At 49.0% G+C, this 18,555-nt stretch carries 16 protein-coding genes; 10 read left to right on the top strand and 6 right to left on the bottom strand.

The annotated features are described in order from the left end of the window. Window positions 1-119: 119 nt before the first annotated feature. Window positions 120-746: a dTMP kinase gene (tmk, locus tag O3661_RS01785; RefSeq protein ID WP_371492098.1), complete on the bottom strand. Its 627-nt coding sequence runs from the start codon at window positions 744-746 to the stop codon at window positions 120-122. Between the two features lie 67 nt (window positions 747-813). After that, window positions 814-1,809 (bottom strand): endolytic transglycosylase MltG, encoded by a 996-nt coding sequence (gene mltG / locus O3661_RS01780; RefSeq protein WP_049336479.1) that lies wholly within the window; start codon window positions 1,807-1,809, stop codon window positions 814-816. A gap of 115 nt (window positions 1,810-1,924) precedes the next feature. On the opposite strand from mltG, the gene ampD reads away from it, so the two are divergent. The 4 genes from ampD (at window position 1,925) to galU (ending at window position 7,548) form a co-directional block, all read left to right on the top strand. Then, on the top strand, window positions 1,925-2,491 hold the full coding sequence (gene ampD, locus O3661_RS01775) for a 1,6-anhydro-N-acetylmuramyl-L-alanine amidase AmpD (protein WP_371492097.1): 567 nt from the start codon (window positions 1,925-1,927) through the stop codon (window positions 2,489-2,491). Between the two features lie 175 nt (window positions 2,492-2,666). Next, entirely contained in the window at window positions 2,667-3,935 is a 1,269-nt protein-coding gene (locus O3661_RS01770; protein WP_371492096.1) for a cell division protein ZipA C-terminal FtsZ-binding domain-containing protein, read from the top strand. Window positions 3,936-4,076: 141 nt separating this feature from the next. After that, the gene (gene ligA, locus O3661_RS01765) at window positions 4,077-6,557 is read left to right on the top strand and encodes an NAD-dependent DNA ligase LigA (RefSeq protein WP_371492095.1); all 2,481 of its coding nucleotides are present in this window, start codon (window positions 4,077-4,079) and stop codon (window positions 6,555-6,557) included. Window positions 6,558-6,684: 127 nt separating this feature from the next. Then, window positions 6,685-7,548 (top strand): UTP--glucose-1-phosphate uridylyltransferase GalU, encoded by an 864-nt coding sequence (gene galU, locus O3661_RS01760; RefSeq protein ID WP_150537882.1) that lies wholly within the window; start codon window positions 6,685-6,687, stop codon window positions 7,546-7,548. Window positions 7,549-7,602: 54 nt separating this feature from the next. Here galU and O3661_RS01755 read toward each other — a convergent pair whose 3' ends face one another. Further along, window positions 7,603-9,099: a TrkH family potassium uptake protein gene (locus O3661_RS01755; protein ID WP_371492094.1), complete on the bottom strand. Its 1,497-nt coding sequence runs from the start codon at window positions 9,097-9,099 to the stop codon at window positions 7,603-7,605. A 171-nt stretch (window positions 9,100-9,270) separates the two neighbouring features. Between O3661_RS01755 and O3661_RS01750 the strand changes: the two genes are divergently transcribed. The 3 genes from O3661_RS01750 to O3661_RS01740 all read left to right on the top strand — a co-directional run bounded on the left by O3661_RS01750 (window position 9,271) and on the right by O3661_RS01740 (window position 10,304). Then, window positions 9,271-9,546 (top strand): type B 50S ribosomal protein L31, encoded by a 276-nt coding sequence (locus O3661_RS01750; RefSeq protein ID WP_371492093.1) that lies wholly within the window; start codon window positions 9,271-9,273, stop codon window positions 9,544-9,546. Further along, window positions 9,546-9,671 carry a type B 50S ribosomal protein L36 gene (gene ykgO, locus O3661_RS01745; protein WP_003685279.1) on the top strand — a complete coding sequence of 42 codons (126 nt, stop codon included), beginning with the start codon at window positions 9,546-9,548 and terminating at the stop codon, window positions 9,669-9,671. Before O3661_RS01750 ends, ykgO begins: the two co-directional genes overlap by 1 nt. 240 nt (window positions 9,672-9,911) lie before the next feature. Continuing rightward, window positions 9,912-10,304 carry an MliC family protein gene (locus O3661_RS01740; protein ID WP_049348337.1) on the top strand — a complete coding sequence of 131 codons (393 nt, stop codon included), beginning with the start codon at window positions 9,912-9,914 and terminating at the stop codon, window positions 10,302-10,304. Between the two features lie 374 nt (window positions 10,305-10,678). Here O3661_RS01740 and ileS read toward each other — a convergent pair whose 3' ends face one another. The 3 genes from ileS to O3661_RS01725 all read right to left on the bottom strand — a co-directional run bounded on the left by ileS (window position 10,679) and on the right by O3661_RS01725 (window position 15,048). After that, complete coding sequence (gene ileS, locus O3661_RS01735) at window positions 10,679-13,471, bottom strand: isoleucine--tRNA ligase (protein WP_371492092.1); 2,793 nt, start codon at window positions 13,469-13,471, stop codon at window positions 10,679-10,681. A gap of 137 nt (window positions 13,472-13,608) precedes the next feature. After that, entirely contained in the window at window positions 13,609-14,535 is a 927-nt protein-coding gene (gene ribF, locus O3661_RS01730) for a bifunctional riboflavin kinase/FAD synthetase (protein WP_371492091.1), read from the bottom strand. 123 nt (window positions 14,536-14,658) lie between these two features. Continuing rightward, entirely contained in the window at window positions 14,659-15,048 is a 390-nt protein-coding gene (locus tag O3661_RS01725; RefSeq protein WP_070590784.1) for a hypothetical protein, read from the bottom strand. Window positions 15,049-15,208: 160 nt separating this feature from the next. On the opposite strand from O3661_RS01725, the gene O3661_RS01720 reads away from it, so the two are divergent. The 3 genes from O3661_RS01720 to O3661_RS01710 all read left to right on the top strand — a co-directional run bounded on the left by O3661_RS01720 (window position 15,209) and on the right by O3661_RS01710 (window position 18,492). Then, on the top strand, window positions 15,209-16,084 hold the full coding sequence (locus tag O3661_RS01720) for a YoaK family protein (protein ID WP_371492090.1): 876 nt from the start codon (window positions 15,209-15,211) through the stop codon (window positions 16,082-16,084). A gap of 214 nt (window positions 16,085-16,298) precedes the next feature. Continuing rightward, the gene (locus O3661_RS01715) at window positions 16,299-16,979 is read left to right on the top strand and encodes an OmpA family protein (protein ID WP_049328625.1); all 681 of its coding nucleotides are present in this window, start codon (window positions 16,299-16,301) and stop codon (window positions 16,977-16,979) included. Between the two features lie 340 nt (window positions 16,980-17,319). Then, a complete protein-coding gene (locus O3661_RS01710; RefSeq protein WP_004520097.1) occupies window positions 17,320-18,492 on the top strand; it encodes a nitronate monooxygenase family protein in 1,173 nt (390 codons plus the stop codon). The last annotated feature ends 63 nt before the right edge of the window (window positions 18,493-18,555 follow it).

Raw genomic sequence — 18,555 nt, 5'->3', positions numbered from 1 at the left:
TACCGATATTTATTACATTTGTTTTGATATTTCGTTTTATTTGGTTTTATGTCTAAAAACTTCTGTAATAATATTTCTTCGCCACACTACCCTTCTTTCAGACGGCATTTTATTTAAACTTAAACATTCAATCCAAAATGACTGTCTAGCGCGGTTTCAATCTGATTTTTTACCGCATCCAGACTTTGGCTGCTGTCGATGACGGCATAGCGTTCCGGCTGTTCGTTAGCACGTTGCAGATATACTTCGCGTACCCGATTGAAAAACTCGGCTTCTTCTTGTTCAAAGCGGTCTTTCTCACGCGTTTGGTTGATGCGTGCCATTGACACTTCCAAAGGCACATCCAACAGCAAAGTTAAATCTGGGCAGAAATCGCCCTGCACCCAATGCTCAAGCGTGGCAATATCTTGTAAGGGAACGCCTCGTCCACCGCCTTGATAGGCAAACGTTGCATCGGTAAAGCGGTCGGAAACGACATGCGTGCCGTTTTTCAGGGCGGGCACAATGACCGTTTCCAAGTGTTGCTGTCTGGCTGCAAACATCAGCAGGGTTTCGGTACGCAGGCTGACTTGGGTGGCAGGGTTGAGCAGGATTTCACGCAATGCTTCTCCGGCCGGAGTGCCTCCCGGTTCTCGCGTAAACAATACAGGCAGTTTGTGTTTTTCAAACCATGCTTTCATTACGGCGAGGTTGGTGGATTTGCCTGCACCGTCTATGCCGTCAAGGGTAATAAATCTAGGTTTCATATGGATATCGTCAATTTAAAGGCCGTCTGAAACAGGGATTATAAATGTTTCAGACGGCCTATTCGGTTTATTTCTTCAAAATATATTTGCGTACGGCAGCGTTATGTTCAGAAAGATTGTGGCTGAACTCACTCAGGCCCGTACCATCCATTTTTGAGACGAAATACAGATATTTTTCATCAGACGGATGACCCGCTGCTTCAAGCGCGGCCTTGCCGGGAAGCGCAATCGGCGTTGGTGTCAAACCGCTGCGTGTGTAGGTATTGTAAGGCGTATCTCGTTGCAGGTCGGCTTTGCGGATTCTGCCCTTATACGCATCGCCCATGCCATAGATGACAGTCGGGTCGGTTTGCAGGCGCATGCCGATATTCAGGCGGTTGACGAATACGGCGGCCACATGGGCACGGTCGTCTTCGTGCGCGGTTTCTTTTTCAATCAGACTCGCCATAATCAGCATTTCGTACGGATTTTTATAAGGCAGGCCGCTTTGACGGTCGTCCCATGCTTCTTGCAGGTTTTCCCGCATTTTACGGTAGGCGATTTTGTAAATTTGAAGATCGCTGCCGCCGGCATCAATTTCGTAACTATCCGGAAAAAACTGTCCTTCGGGATTGCTGCTCAAGGCGTCGGGTGCTACTTCGGCCATCAGTTTTTCATCGCTCCAACCGCGCGTATCGTGAGCAATGTCGGCAGTGTTGTCGATAATACGGCGCATTTGGGCAAAACGCGCGCCTTCCAAAATTTGCACGCTGACCGAATCAGGGCGGCCTTTTTTAATGCGTTTTAAAATGTCCCAAGCCGATACTTTGGCAGACAGGCGGTAAGAGCCGGCATTGAGTTGGTTGTGAACACCCATCACATATGCGGCGGCTACCAGCACATAACGGTTATAAACGATGCCGTCTTGAGCCAGTTTGCGGCTGACGGAAGAGATACCTTGATTCTTAGCAACGGTAATACGGTATGGCTTGCCGTTGTTTTTCGGAACAAACAACAATGCGGCAACCACGGCGGCAAATGCCGTCAAAAATACGGCCAGCCATTTCAACAATTTTTTCAACATGGTAGGATTCTTGGTTTGTGAACGTGTCGGGCGACAGTATAACCGAAAACAAGCGCACTAAGCCTGCCACCTTCCCCAACGTATGTTTTCCTACCCCGAAAGGCCGTCTGAAACCATGAATTCCCCTTCAAAAAACACTTGGCAAAACGGCCGTTGGCTGAATGCACGCCAAACTCATTCGCCCAATTTCAGCCCGCGCGAACCGGATGAAGACATCTCATTGGTTGTCCTCCACAATATTTCCCTCCCTCCTTTTGAGTACAACACAGGGGCAGTGGAAAAGTTGTTTACCAACCAAATCAACCCTGACGAGCATTCTTTTTTCAGCATCATCCACACCTTGCGTGTCTCCAGTCATTTTTTCATCAGCCGTAAAGGCGAAACCGTCCAATTCGTTTCCTGCGACGACATGGCCTATCATGCCGGCGTATCGTCGTTTCAAGGCAGAGAAAAATGCAATGCCTTTTCAATCGGTATTGAATTGGAAGGCTGCGATTTCGAGCCTTTTACCGAAGCACAATACACCAGCCTGCAAGCCTTGCTGACCGCCATTTCCGAACATTACCCGATTCAGGCCGTTACCGCTCATCAGGACATCGCGCCGGACAGGAAAACCGATCCCGGACATTTCTTCGATTGGCCTCGCCTTCAAAAAGCAGGTTTCCCCATCCGGCGCGGATAACTTTCAGACGGCCTGAAATGATTGGCAGACATAATGCTGTCACAACCGTTTATTTTCGTTATAATTCAGCTATTCATTCGGACGCATAAAGTCCGGCTCCAACGAACTTCCCATGCAGCAAGATTCCGCACCCTGAAAAAGACGGAATGCTGCCTTTTTAAAAAGTGATTACTCCATGATTTTCATCGTCTTAGCCCTCGCCGCTCTTTTGGCGGTCATCGGTTACAACATGTACCAGGAAAACCAATACCGCAAACAAGTGCGCGAACAATTCGGCCATTCCGATAAGGATGCACTTTTGACCAGTAAAACCAAACATGTCCGCGATAGCAAAGAAACCGGCGGTCAAGGTTTGTTTATCAAGAAAAACAAAAAAACCGAAGAGGCTTTGCGCAACCTGCAAGAGCAAGATGAAATCTACGCGGCAAAAGCCAAACTGGCTCACCCTGCCCAACTTAAAACCGATGTCGAGCTGACTGTGGAAGACGACTTCTCCGCAGAAGAAAAAGTCCAACACACCGTTATCGGCTTGAACAACGAAATTACCGTAAGCCCAGCCGAAGCCGCTTCTGCTCCGGTTGAAACCACAGCCGAGCCTGTGACACAAGTACCATTGATCAGCCTGGACGAATTGTCTCAAGTCGAGTTGCCTTGGTTTGACCCGCGCTTCGACTACATGGCCTACATCTCCCTGAAACAAGCCCAAGAATTGCACGCCCTGCCGCGCCTTTCCGGCACTCACCGCTTCCAAATAATCGGTTGCACCATGGACGACCATTTCCGTGTTGCAGAGCCGATTCCGGGCGTTTACTACCAAGGCTTCGTTATGGGTCTGCAAGCTGTCAGCCGTAACGGTTTGGCAGCGCGTGAAGGGCTGCAACACTTCGACCAACAGGTTGATGCTTTTGCCCAACTGATGGACGGCAAAGTTTTGCATACCGACTTGGATGCTTTCACCGAAGTCGCGCAAGCCCTCGACCAATTCTGTGCGCGTGTTGACCAAACCATCGCCATTCACTTGGTTTCCCATTCCAATATCAGCGGCGTAGAATTGCGTGCCGCCGTGGAAGATACAGGCTTCAAACTGGGCGAAGACGGCGCGTTCCATTTCGGCGACAACAATAATCCTCAATTGTTCTCCATCCATACTTTGGACAACAAACCGTTTACCAATCCTCTGTTGGACAACCAAGCCTACCGCGGTTTCAGCATGCTGTTGGATATTCCGCATGTTCCTGCCGGTGAAAAAACTTTCGACAAATTTATGGACTTGGCAGTCAAACTCTCCGGCCAACTCAGCTTGGATTTGGTTAACGACCAAATGGAAGAAGTTTCCACCCAATGGCTCAAAGACGTACGCAACTACGTTTTGGCCCGTCAGGAAGAAATGCTTAAAGTCGGCATCAAACCCGGCAGCAAACAAGCCCTGCGCCTGTTCTCTTAAACTTCCCCAATCAAAAAGCGGATATGCAATGACGGCATATCCGCTTTTTTTCAGGTAAAATCCCTTCATCTTCAATATTCATCGATTTTCAGACGGCCTCTCTATCATCAGGCCGTCTGAAAACTCTATTCCGATTACACAATGAATCCGACTGAACAACGTATCAAATACCTGACCGACCTCCTCAACCGCTACGCCTACGAATACTACACCCTAGACGCGCCCAGCGTACCCGATGCCGAATACGACAAATTGTTCCGCGAGCTTGAAGCATTGGAGTTAAATCACCCTGAGTTGAAATTGCCCGACAGCCCAACCCAGCGCGCAGGCACAGAACCACTAACTGCTTTTGCTGAAGTACACCACGAAGTGCCGATGCTGTCACTGACTAATGCCTTCTCTCCAAGAAATGAAAATGGTGTGTTCGACCATTCAGAAATGTATGCTTTCGATGAACGTGTCCGTAACAGTTTGAATGGTGAAAAACCGCAATACGTCATCGAACCCAAATTCGACGGTCTGGCCATCAGCCTGCTGTACCGCGACGGCGTATTGACTCAAGCGGCAACCCGTGGCGACGGCACCACAGGCGAAGACGTTACCCAGAACGTCAAAACCGTCGCCAACATCCCCCTTCGCCTACACGGCGACAATATCCCAAAACTCATCGAAGTTCGTGGTGAAATATTGATGTTAAAAGCTGATTTCATAACACTCAATCAACACCAAACCGAAAACCACCAAAAAACCTTTGCCAACCCCCGCAACGCCGCAGCAGGTAGTCTGCGCCAGCTTGACTCCCGCATTACAGCTAAACGTAAATTAACCTTTTTCCCATACAGCATTGCACAACAACAAGGTGGGAAAGAATTTACAACACATACTGAGGAGATAGACTATCTAACGACATTGGGATTTGGGCATAAAAAATTAAAAAATATTCTTAAATTAAATAAATTTAAAGATATAAATGACGTACTTAAACGTTATGAAAAAATGTACGAAGAAGAACGCCCCTCCCTGCCCTACGAAATCGACGGTATGGTCGTCAAAGTCAACAGCTTGGCGCAACAGCGCGAACTCGGCTTCATCTCCCGTGCACCGCGCTGGGCCATTGCCCACAAATTTCCTGCCGAAGAAGCATTGACCATTGTCGAAGCCATTGATGTACAAATCGGGCGTACCGGCGCAGTAACTCCGGTTGCCCGCCTGCAACCTGTATTCGTCGGCGGCGTTACCGTCACCAACGCCACCCTGCACAATCAAGACGAAGTATCGCGCAAAGACGTACGCGTTGGCGATACCGTCGTCGTGCGCCGCGCCGGAGATGTGATTCCTGAGGTAGTGCGCGTGATTTTTGAACGCCGTCCAATGCAGGAGACCAACATTGCTGTTTCAGACGGCCTGCAAGACGATTTGTTTGCCGAAACACCTTCTGAAACCCGATCCGAACCTCTTCACAAACCCTACCGCCTGCCCACCCATTGCCCTATCTGCCGCAGCGAAATCGAACGTGAAGAAGGCGAAGCGGTTGCCCGATGCAGCGGCGGTATGCTTTGTCAAGCACAACGTGCGCAAGGTTTAATCCACTTTGCCTCACGCAAGGCCATGGACATTGACGGACTTGGACAAAAACAAATCGAGCAGCTGGTAGCGCAAGATTTGGTTCGTCATTTCGCCGACCTCTACCGCCTCAATATTCCAACCCTGCAAAAAATGAAGGAAACAGTGGATAAGGCATCGTCTAATGAGGAAGAACCATCAAACAGTGAGATTGAAAACTTTGAAGGCGAGACCGGCAATACTCTGCTTGCCAAAAACAATAAAAAACAGCCGACCAAATGGGCGGAAAACATCCTCGCAGGCATAGAAGCCAGCAAAACGCCTGAACTTGCGCGCTTCCTTTTTGCCCTCGGCATCCGTCACGTCGGCGAACGTACCGCTAAAACACTGGCGCAGGCATTCGGTACGCTCGACCATATCCGCCATGCACCCGAACCCATCCTCGCCTGCCTGCCCGATATCGGCACGGTGGTTGCCCGCTCCATCGCTCACTTTTTTGCCCAAGAAGCGCAGCAGGCGATGATAGACGAGCTGCTGGCTGTAGGTGTTGCCCCTCAAAGCCAGGCTGTCACCATCCCGCCGCTGCGCCATGCCGAGCCGCAACGCTGGATTGCCCGCCTGCCCAATTTTAAAATCAGCGAAACCAAAGCACTGGCCTTGTGGGAGCTTGCCGGACAAAGCATAGAAGGTTTGCAAACCGACAAAGCGTTGCCTGCCGATTGGCAAATATGGCGCAGTAAACCGCAAAACGCAGCCCTGCTTGAAAATATGAAAACTTTCGTTCAAACGCTGTCTAATCTTCAAGATGAAACTATTTCAGACGGCATTAATGAGGACATAGCAGGTAAAACCTTTGTATTAACAGGGACTTTACCCACACTAAAACGCGACCAAGCCCAAGTCATGATTGAGGCTGCAGGTGGTAAAGTTTCCGGCAGCGTATCCAAAAAAACCGACTACGTTGTCGCCGGAGAAGCTGCAGGCAGTAAATTGGAAAAAGCCCAAGCTTTGGGCGTGGCCGTATTAACCGAAGAAGAATTACTGTCGTTGCTGGGATAAGACAGTATCTATGACCAATTCTCCTTTTCAAACCGCCTGATACTTTATCATGTGGTATTATTGTTACATACGACTACATCTTTACACTTTTTGGGGTATAAACCCACAGTTAAAATAGGATAATAATATGAAACCCATTAAAAAATGCGTCTTTCCCGTTGCTGGTATGGGTACCCGTTTCTTGCCTGCGACCAAAGCCAGCCCCAAAGAAATGCTGCCTATCGTGGACAAACCTCTGATTCAATATGCAGTTGAAGAAGCGGTTGAAGCCGGCTGTACCGAAATGGTGTTCATCACCGGCCGTAACAAACGCAGTATCGAAGACCACTTCGACAAAGCATACGAGTTGGAAACCGAATTGGAATTGCGTCAAAAAGACAAACTGTTGGCGCACGTTCGCGATATCCTGCCTTCCAACATTACCTGCATGTACATCCGTCAAACTGAAGCATTGGGTTTGGGTCATGCCGTATTGTGCGCACAAGCTGCCGTTGGTAACGAGCCTTTCGCCGTTATTTTGGCAGACGATTTGATTGATGCGCCTAAAGGTGCATTGAAACAGATGGTTGATGTGTACAACCAAAGCGGTAACAGTGTTTTGGGCGTTGAAACCGTTGATCCTTCTCAAACAGGCTCTTACGGTATCGTTGAAGTTGAAAAGCTGAAAAGCTATCAACGTGTAGTCAATATTGTTGAAAAACCCAAACCGGAAGAAGCACCTTCCAACCTCGCCGTTGTCGGCCGCTACATCCTGACTCCGCGTATTTTTGACTTGTTGACCAACCTTCCCCGCGGTGCCGGCGGTGAAATCCAACTGACAGACGGTATCGCCCGCCTGCTTGATCATGAGTTTGTGTTAGCTCATGCATTTGATGGCAAACGCTACGACTGCGGCAGCAAATTGGGTTACCTTGAAGCAACCGTGGCTTACGGTTTGAAACACCCTGAAACTGGCGAACAATTCAAAGAATTGCTCAAACAATACGCTTAAGCCCAGCCATTATAAAAAGGCCGTCTGAAATTTCAGACGGCCTTTTTCTCACACTTATTTCTTCCAATATGCCGGAGTAAACAAAATTAAAACGGTAAAAATCTCCAAACGTCCCAACAACATCACAGCCGTACACAGCCACTTCTGCACATCACTCAGCGCGGCATAATTATGCGACGGACCGACAGCACCCAATCCCGGCCCTGCATTGGTAATACAAGCAATGACTGCCGTAAAGGCGGATAAAAAGTCCAAACCTGCCGCCATCAGTAAAAAGCTGAATACAATGACCGTCATAAAGTAAATAAAGATAAACGACATGACGGTCAGCGCCATGCGATCCGGAATGGAGCGATTGTTGACCTTTACCGTACGCACCGCACGCGGGTGCAGCAAAATCAACATTTCGCGCAAGCTGAATTTGAACAACACCAAAGCACGCACGTTTTTAATACCGCCACCCATAGAGCCTGAGCTTGCCAACACGTTCGACAGGAAAAACATCCACAACGACGCAATCAGCGGCCATTGTGCAAAGTCGGCATTGGAGAAACCGCTGGCCAATCCGATGGACACAAAGTTGAAGCTGACAAAGCGCAAAGCTTCGCCAAGGCTTTGATAAACGTCCTGCTGCCATAAATACAATGCCGAAATCAAAATACTGCCCGACAAAACCAGCAGCATGGTGCGGCATTCTTCATCTTTCCAATACACCAGCAAGGAGCGGTTGCCCAGCGCAGTAAAGTGGCTGGCGAAATTGATACCGCCCCAGACAGTAAAAAACATCAACGTCCATTCGACTGCTACAGAATTAAAATAGGCAACGCTGTCATCATGTGTCGAAAAACCGCCTAAGGCCACTGCCGACATCGCATGGCACAAGGCATCAAACCAACCCATACCGGCAATATGCAAGGATACAAAGGCGGCAGCAGTTGTCAGCGCATAGGCAAACCACAGCCGTTTAGCCACTTGCGAAATGCGGGGAGCCATCTTGCTTTCCTTATCCATACCCGGAATTTCCGCTTTGAAGAGCTGCGTCCCCCCCACGCCCAACATCGGCAAAATCGCCACAGCCAGCACGATAATACCCATACCGCCAAGCCAGTTGAGCATGTGCCGCCAAAAATTTACCGACGGATCCAGCGTATCCAAGCCGGAAATCACTGTTGCCCCCGTTGTCGTCAGCCCCGACATCGCCTCAAAAAATGCATCGGTGAAACTCATGGACGGCATATAAAAATAAATCGGCATCGCCGCCACGACAGCAAAAGCCAGCCACAGCATCAATACCAGGGTAAATCCGTCACGTGGCCGCAATTCACGGTTGAAACGCAGCGTCAGCACCCAAGTTACACACGACACCAGCAATACGGTCAAAGCCGTATAGGCAAACACGAGAAACGCGCTGTCGTGATAAAAATACGACATCAGTGTCGGCACGGCCAACAGTAATGAAAACAACAGCCCCAGCTTGGACAATACATGGACAATCGGCATCACCTTGCTTACCGCACCGCCCAATCTGAAACCCTTATGCAGATACATCATATTCCTATCATCAGAAAACAATATGTTTCAGACGGCCTCATAAAAAAGGCCGCCTGAAACCGCATATTTTATCAAAATGCCACAATCCCGTGATAAAGAAAAACAAAAAACACTTGCCTGCTCTTTTTCTAGGAGTATAATGTTATACCATAACATTTACTGGAGAAAGAAATGAAACCTAATATCCACCCGGACAACTATCGTACCGTCCTGTTTTACGACAGCGGCGCAGACCAAGGATGGCTCATCCGTTCATGTGCCAATACCCACGGCAAAACCATGGTTTGGAAAGACGGCATAGAGTATCCCCTCTTTTCGCTTGATACTTCTTCCGCGTCCCACCCCGTATACACAGGCAAACAACGTAATGTCAATGTCGAAGGTCGCGCCAGCAAGTTCAACCAACGTTACCAATCCATGATGTCTTCTTTCAGAAAGGATAAATGATGCAAGTCCTCTCATCCCTGAAAACTGCAAAAAAACGACACCGCGACTGCCAAATTGTCCGCCGAAAAGGCAAAGTGTACGTCATTTGTAAGAGCAATCCCCGTTTTAAAGCACGCCAGCGTTAAGCTGTCGCCTCCTTATTTCAATGTAACTCTCTGAATCTTCCGCACTTTCGTTTACCTCTAGCGCAAGTGCGGCTTTTTTTCAAACGGCATTAATCATTTATATCAAAACTACAAAAAATCCTGCCATACTCCCGGAAACAGGAAGAAAAGTAAATAATGGTTATCCCTATTGTGAAGCCATAAAGATATTTATAACATGCCGCTACATTCTTCCTTCAACACTGACCATAGGAGTCAAAAATGAAAGTAAAAGCCCTGCTCGCAATTGCCGCCGCCATGAGTCTCGCTGCCTGTGCCGCACCCGAAGCCCATCAACATGACCATGGTCACCGTCACGAGCACAATCATGACCACGGCCGTGCACACGATCATGATGCCCGTGTTCAATCATTCAGCTGCGAAAACGGTCTGTCTGTACAAGTCCGCAACCTGAGCACCGATCAAGTTGAATTACGCCTTGACGACAAAGTTGCCACCCTGTCTTCTGCCGTTGCAGGTTCAGGCGAACGCTATGTTGCCAACCAAGGCCTGTTCGGCAAAGGCGCTGAATGGCATCAAAAAGGCAGCGAAGCATTCTTCGGCTTCACTGACCCATACGGCAACAAAGTAGAAACTTCTTGCTCTGCACGCTAATTTCTACTTAGCAATAGAATAGCTAAAGGCCGTCTGAAAACTTGTTTCAGACGGCCTTTTATATTGGAAAAAACGAAAGAGAAATATAGTTTCCGTTCAATGAGAAAATGTAAATATGAGGCTATTTGAAGGTTTAAAATACATCCATACCCCACGGATAAGTAAGATCCTTTGAAAAGTGCTTTCTACGAGAATATATTTCTCAATATACGTCAAATCCACTATACCTATACTGACTATCTCTATTTATCAAAACTACAAATCCCAATTACCCTTCAAAATCTATTCGCTATACGAAACAGATTCAATAAACAAAGGCCGTCTGAAAACCTATTACCAAAGTTTTCAGACGGCCTTTATCTTAGACCAAACCATTAAGCGTAATGTCTGTCTTCGCCTTTACCGTCAACGTTGTCTGCACAACGTTTACAGATGGTTTCATGGCCTGCAATTGCGCCTACATCGTGGGTGTAGTGCCAGCAGCGTTCGCATTTTTCACCATCGCTGGCTTTAGCGGTTACAGCAAGTTCATTACCTACTTTCACTTCTGCTTTAGACACCAGCAAAGCAAAGCGTAATTCTTCGCCCAAAGTGTTCAGATAGTCGGCAATTTCTTCCGGAGCCGTAATTTCGGTTTCGGCTTGCAATGAAGAACCGACGGTTTTATCCGTACGCAAAGGCTCGATGGCAGCAGTTACCGCTTCGCGTGCTTCGCGGATTGCCGTCCATTTTTTCACCAATTCAGCTTCGGCTTTTTCATTGATAGATGGGAATTCATGCCATGTGTGGAAGAGGACGCTGTCTTCTTCTCCACCACCGATGATGTCCCATGCTTCCTCTCCGGTAAAGCACAAAATCGGCGCAATCAGCAGAACCAAACTGCGTGTGATGTGATACAGGGCAGTTTGCGCACTGCGGCGTGCATGGCTGTCTGCTTTGGTGGTGTAGAGGCGGTCTTTCAGGATATCGAGGTAGAACGCGCCCAAGTCTTCAGAGCAGAAAGAAACAATGTCTTTTACGGCAAAGTGAAAGGCGTAGCGAGGATAGAAGTCGCCTGCCAGACGCTCTTGCAGCTGACGTGCCAATACCACGGCGTAGCGGTCAATTTCCACCATGTCTGCCTGTTGCACGGCATCTTCAATAGGATTGAAGTCGCTGAGGTTGGCAAACAGGAAGCTCAAGGTGTTGCGGATACGGCGGTAGCTTTCAGTTACGCGTTTGAGGATTTCTTTGGAAATCGCCAATTCGCCGCTGTAATCGGTGGATGCCGCCCACAGACGCAAGATGTCTGCGCCAAATTCATTGTAAACTTCTTGCGGTGCGACGACGTTACCGATGGATTTCGACATTTTACGGCCGTTTTGGTCAACCACGAAACCATGGGTCAGCAGCTGTTTGTACGGTGCACGACCCATTGATGAGGCGCAACCAGTCAGCATGGACGATTGGAACCAGCCGCGGTGTTGGTCGCTGCCTTCGAGGTACAAGTCAGCCGGCCATTCCAATTCTTCGCGTTGTTTCAAGACAGAATAATGGGTCGAGCCGGAGTCGAACCATACGTCCATGGTATCGGAAAGTTTGTCGTAATTTTCGCAATCTTCCGCACTCAAGAGTTTGCTCTTATCAAGAGAGAACCATGCTTCGATGCCTTTTTCTTCGATGCGTTGTGCTACTTTCTCCAAAAGCTCGGCGGAGTTCGGATGCAACTCGCCCGTTTCTTTGTGGACGAAGAAAGTCATCGGTGTGCCCCAATAGCGTTGGCGTGAAACCACCCAGTCAGGACGGCCTTCAATCATGGCTTCCAAACGCGCACGACCCCATGATGGGAAGAATTCGGTGTCATCAACGGCTTTGATGGCTTTGTCGCGCAGGGTTTTACCATCTGCACCTGCTTTGTCCATACCGACAAACCATTGGCCTGTCGCACGGTAAATCAACGGCGTTTTGTGGCGCCAGCAGTGTGCGTAGCTGTGTTCGATTTTGCTGCTTGCCAAAAGGTTGCCGGTTTCTTCCAGCCATTGCAGGATAACGGGATTCGCTTCCCAAACGCGCATACCAGTAACGCGCGGTGTTTCGCTGATGTATTTGCCTTCGGCGTTGACAGGGTTGTAAAGCTCGATGCCGTATTTATTGCAGACAGCGTAGTCTTCCAGACCATGCGCAGGCGCAGTATGCACCAAACCGGTACCGGCATCGGTGGTCACATGGTCGCCGTTGAGCATGGGAATATCGCGTTCGAGGAACGGATGATTCATGTGCAGGTTTTCCAGCTTGTCGCCTGTGGTTTCTGCCAATACTTTCAGGTCGTCTGAAGCGAAGCCGTAGCGTTTGAGCGCATCTTCTGCCAAATCTTTGGCCAACACCAATTTGCCTTTAGGCGTATCAATCAGTTGATACACCACGTCTGCACCAGCTGAAACAGCTTGGCTCGCAGGCAAAGTCCAAGGCGTGGTTGTCCAAATAACGGCAAACGCTTTGCCTTCGATACTTGCCAAACCGAATGCGGCGGCAAGCGCGGCAGTGTCTTTAAACGGATAGGCAACGTCAATCGCAGGCGATACTTTGTCTTTATATTCCACTTCGGCTTCAGCCAAGGAAGAGCCGCAGTCCAAGCAGAATTGAACCGGTTTCGCGCCGCGGTAGAGATAGCCGGATTTGTAGATTTCGCCGAGCATACGCACGGTATCGGCTTCGGTTTTGAAATCCATGGTCAGGTAAGGATTGTCCCAGTCGCCCAACACACCCAAGCGGATAAAGTCTTTTTTCTGACGGGCAATCTGTTCGGCGGCGTATTCGCGGCACAATTCGCGGAAACGGGCTTTAGGCATGTCTTTGCCGTGCAGTTTTTCTACCATCACTTCGATGGGCAAACCGTGGCAGTCCCAACCCGGTACATAAGGTGCGTCAAAACCGGCTTGGGTTTTGCTGCGGATAATGATGTCTTTGAGAATTTTATTGACGGCATGACCGATGTGGATGTCGCCGTTGGCATACGGAGGACCGTCATGCAGAATGAATTTCGGACGGCCTTTGGCGATTTCGCGCAGTTTTTGGTAGCGTTTTTGCTCGTACCAGCTTTTCAGCCATGCAGGCTCGCGCTTGGCAAGATTGCCGCGCATTGGAAACGGGCTCTCGAGCAGGTTTACGGTTTTACTGTAATCGGTCATTTTCTAATCTCTATTGTTGCGGTATTTCGGTTTCAGACGGCCTGATTGCTCATTTTGAAAAGAACAGGCCGTCTGAAAGAATCAAAGGACTTATTGTAGCCCAATTGTCTTGATTTTATAAGCGTATAGAAGCGTTTCTATGGTTTCCAAACCTTTGCATCTTCCATATCTTGCAAAATTTGGGTTTTCAATGCTTCGATACTTTCAAATTTTTTCTCGTCACGCAGTTTGTGCAGGAAACGGACGAAGATACGCTGGCCGTACAAATCGCCGTTGAAATCGAACAGATGGACTTCCAGCTTTTGCGAGCGGTTGTTGCTGACAGTGGGGTTAAAACCAAAGCTGGCAACGCCTCGGCGCGAGCCGAATGTGCCGTCTGCTTCAACGACAAATACGCCGCTTAAAGCATAATGATACGGAGGAAGCTGGACATTGGCGGTAGGCGCGTTGATGGTGCGACCGAGTTTTTGCCCGTGTTTGACCTTTCCGCTTAAAACGTAATCATGGCCCAACAATCTTTTAGCGTATTCCAACTTGCCGTCTGAAAGGGCTTGGCGGACGGCGGTACTGCTGGTACGGATGTCTTCAACGATAACGGACGGCGTGCGCTCGGTTTGCATATCGGGCTGTTGTGCCAAGAGTTCAAAACAGCCTTCACGGCCGGCACCGAAACGGAAATCGTCGCCGATCAACAAATAACGCGTGTTGAGCGTTTGGCGCAAGAACTGGTCGATAAACGCTTGCGCGCTCATATCGGAGAAAGCTTGGTTAAAACGTAAGACCCAAACGGCATCTACACAGCCGGTTTCACGCAAAAGGCGCAATTTGGTACGCAGCGGGCTGATGCGGTAAGGTAGCTTTTTCCCGGCTTTGCGCGCAAAAAATTCTTTGGGCTGGGGCTCAAAAACAACAACGACAACAGGCAGACCGCGCTGGTCTGCCTCTCGTTTGAGTTTTTGTAGAATGTGTTTGTGCCCGAGGTGTACGCCGTCAAAGTTGCCGATGGTTACGGCGGCTCCTTGCGGAAATTTGGGCGCGTGTCGCTGTCCAAGCCAGATGTTCATGGGTGGTGGGTATTGTGTTTGAATAGGCGGCTATTGTAAACGTTATTGCCGTTTCAATAAACCTTAGGCCGTCTGAAACCAATAAATATATGCTTTCAGACGGCCCTAAAGTTTGTTAATACCTTACCACCACCAAGGATAACGGCCAAACGGATAGCCCCAATCATCGTAATAGCGATAGTAGCGGGCTTCGCGCAGCTGTTCTTGGGAAATATAGTTTTGCCATGCCATTTTGTAGCAGGCTTGGAACATCGGATCGGAAACTTTGTCGATATATTTGAGTCGGAAGGCTTTTTGCTCCGCAGTTACAGCACCGGGTTTGCCTTCTTCGTCAAATTTGCGGCGGATCAGCGCGGCAGTTTCCTGATCGCATTGGCCGGCAAGATGTACTTGAAGATCCTGCTCATAGCGTTTCTGCGCTTGGGCGCGTGCGGCTTTTTGCTCGGGCGTGGTGGCGCAGGCGGCCAGCAATGCAACGGCGCCAAACAATAAGGTCAGACGGAGAGGATTCATCGGATGTTTCCTTATGTTTATATCTTTCTATTAATGTACGCCCTCATCTTGCAATGAGCAAGTGTAGCAACTTAGGAACACTTTATATTATTTGTTCTTGGCAGCAGGCAGTTGCATATAAAATACACCCAATATAAATGCTCGCTCCTACCCTCAATCAATGAACGACGACAAACGGCCCCACTCTTACCGACCGCGCCACCATAGGCAACACACGCCGCCATTTTGGCAGGCGGATCGCCCGTATCTGCACGAACACAATATTTCCGATGCCCGTTTCAGACGGCTGGGCTACATCATGGCCTTTCTTGCCGGCGCGATTAATGCCGGCGGCTTCTTCGCGTTCTCACGTTATACATCCCACGTTACCGGCTCAATGTCGCTGTTGGCAGATGTTTTGTATCTTCAAGAGTGGAGTGTGGCCATTATTGCCACAATCAGCGTGTTATGTTTTGTTGCCGGAGCCGCGCATTCGGGCTGGGTAATTTTGTGGACGCAGCAAATGCGTTTCCGTGGCAGCTTTGGATTTTCCATGTGGCTGGAAGCAGTTTATCTGTTGATATTCGGTTGGTTCGGTATTGCCGCGATGGAATGGGATTTTGGCGGCTCTGATTTTATTATGCCGTCTTTGGCATTGTTTTTATTGTGTTTTATCATGGGTATGCACAATACGGTTATCACGCTTCTTTCCGGTGGTGCCATCCGCTCCACCCACATGACCGGTACGGCGACCGACTTGGGCATTGAAATTTCACGCGCGCTTTATTACTCCAAACAGCATCATCCGCGCCTGCCGCACGTCCGCGTCAACAAACCGAAAATGTGGCTTTTAAGCGGCTTGATGCTGTCGTTTTTGCTGGGCGGCGTGGTTGGCGTATGGGGTTATCATTTGGTCGGCCATCATTTCGCCCTGCCCGTTTCCGCCGTTTTGTTCATATTGGGTGCAGGCTCGGTGGGATACGATGTCAAAGTCAGATTGAAATGGGCATTTGTCAGCTGGTATCGCCGCAAGCATAAAAAACGGAAGAAACTGTAAAAAACTTTGCTTGTTATTTCGCGGCAAAATGACCAAACTGTCGGAGAAATGCAGAAATGCTTCAGAATTATGTTAACTGGCAAATATTTTCGTAATATCGGGTTAAACCCGTTCTTTTGCGTTTCGGATATTCGGTATCATTAATTCGTAACGACCCACGCGGTTTTTATTCATTTCAGACGGCCCGAGCCGTCATCTAAAAAGAGGATACGACATGAAATTCTTGAAACCACTGACCGTTATTGCTACTGCAATTCCTTTGGCACTCACCGGCTGTGTGACCGATCCTGCTACCGGTCAACAATCCGCCAGCAAAACCGCTATGTACGGTTTGGGCGGTGCGGCTGTTTGCGGCATCGTTGGTGCGCTAACCCACGGCGGTAAAGGCGCGCGTAACTCCGCATTGGCTTGTGGTGCAGTAGGTGCCGGTATCGGCGGTTACATGGACTACCAAGAGAAAAAACTGCGTCAAAGCTTGGCCAATACCAACATCGAAGTTGAACGTCAAGGCAACCAAATCAAACTGGTTATGCCTGAAAACGTAACCTTCGCTACCGGCAGCGCTGCCCTGAGCGGCCATGCTCAAAGCGCCTTGTCTGCTGCCGCGCAAACTTTGGTTCAATATCCTGATACGACTTTGACCATCAACGGCCACACCGACAACACCGGTAACGACGCCATCAACGAGCCATTGTCTCGCAACCGCGCCGAATCTGTCGCTACCTTCCTGCAATCCCGTGGCGTAAGCAGCACCCGTTTGAGCACTTTCGGTTACGGCTCCCGTCAACCAATCGCCTCCAACGCTACTGTTGAAGGCCGCGCACAAAACCGCCGCGTTGAAATCTTGATCAACCCTGATCAACGCGCCATTGATGCTGCTAAAAAACAAATGTAATCTGACATCCGTCTGATTCCCATACTTAAGGCCGTCTGAAATTTTAGACGGCCTTTTTCTTTGTAGATTTTGTTTGCAATTTCGCCTCCTTAATCCAACCCATCATAAAATTTATTCCTTTATTAACAATACTTTTCAATTTTTTCTTTAAAAAAACTGTATTAATACTCTAATTTTTACACTAACTTAGAGTATAATTCCTAAAATTTTAAAAACACGCCCCATGCCGTCTGAAAAACGGCGGCGAAAAACACACTTATTTATATACACATCAGTCCGTTATCCAATCCATTTCATAGGATTTCAGACGGCACCATCCAGAATCTATGAAGGAGCATCCATGCAAAACAACTTTGACCCATTGATTATCCGTGGCAAATCACTGATTCCCGTTGTACAAGGCGGTATGGGTGTAGGCGTTTCCGCATCAAAACTCTCCAGCGCAGTTGCGCGCGAAAACGGTGTGGGTACCATCGCCAGCGTCGATTTGCGCCACTTGCACGAAGATTTGCTGGCCGAATCAAAAATCGATTCCAGCGAAGAAAAATACACCCGCCTGAACTGCATCGCGCTTGACCGTGAAATCAAAAAAGCCAAAGCCGATTCAGAAGGCAAAGGCATGATTGCCGTCAACGTCATGAAAGCCGTAAAAGACCATGCCGCCTACGTCCGTCAGGCCTGTGAATCCGGCGCAGACGCGATTGTGATGGGTGCAGGTTTGCCTTTGGATCTGCCTGAAATGGCCGAGGGCTACCACAAAGATGTCGCCCTTTTCCCTATTTTGTCAGAGTCACGCGGTATCAATATCGTTTTGAAACGTTGGATGAAAAAAGGCATCTTGCCCGATGCCATCGTTATCGAACACCCAGCCCACGCAGCCGGCCACTTGGGTGCGGCAACCGTTGACGGCGTGAACGATGCCAAATTCGAGTTCAAACGCGTTATTGAGGAAACGTTTGAAGTATTCAAAAACTTGGGCTTGGAAAGCGAAAAAATCCCGTTGGTACTCGCCGGCGGCATGGCAAACTTTGAAAAAGTCAAAACAGCCTTGAAAAACTGGGGCGCGTCCGCCGTTCAAATCGGTACCGCGTTTGCCGTGACCGAAGAAGGCGATGCCCACATCAACTTCAAGAAAACGCTGGCCGGTGCGGAAACCGAAAAAGTGGTTGAATTCATGTCTGTTGCCGGTTTGCCTGCACGCGGCGTGCGCACCAAATTCCTCGACAACTACATCAAACGCGAGGCCAAATTGCAAGCCAATGCCAAAAACGATCCGCGCCGTTGCACACAAGGCCTGAACTGCCTGACCAGCTGCGGTTTGCGTGACGGTTTGGCCAAAGCCGGTCAATTCTGTATCGACATCCAACTTTCCGCGGCATTCCGCGGTGAAGTCGATAAAGGCCTGTTTTTCCGTGGTAAAGACCCGCTGCCGTTTGGCAACGCCATCCGTACGGTTCAAGAAACCATTCATTATCTCTTGAACGGTTCCCTGCCTGTCGTCCCTGCCAAATAAACGCATCAATATTCAAAAGGCCGTCTGAAAAACATTTAAACCCTGTTTTCAGACGGCCTTTTT

The sequence above is a fragment of the Neisseria sp. 20925_1_37 genome (assembly GCF_041433255.1).
Classification (GTDB): Bacteria; Pseudomonadota; Gammaproteobacteria; order Burkholderiales; family Neisseriaceae; genus Neisseria; species Neisseria flavescens_D.
This window is presented reverse-complemented; position numbering and strand designations above follow the sequence as displayed.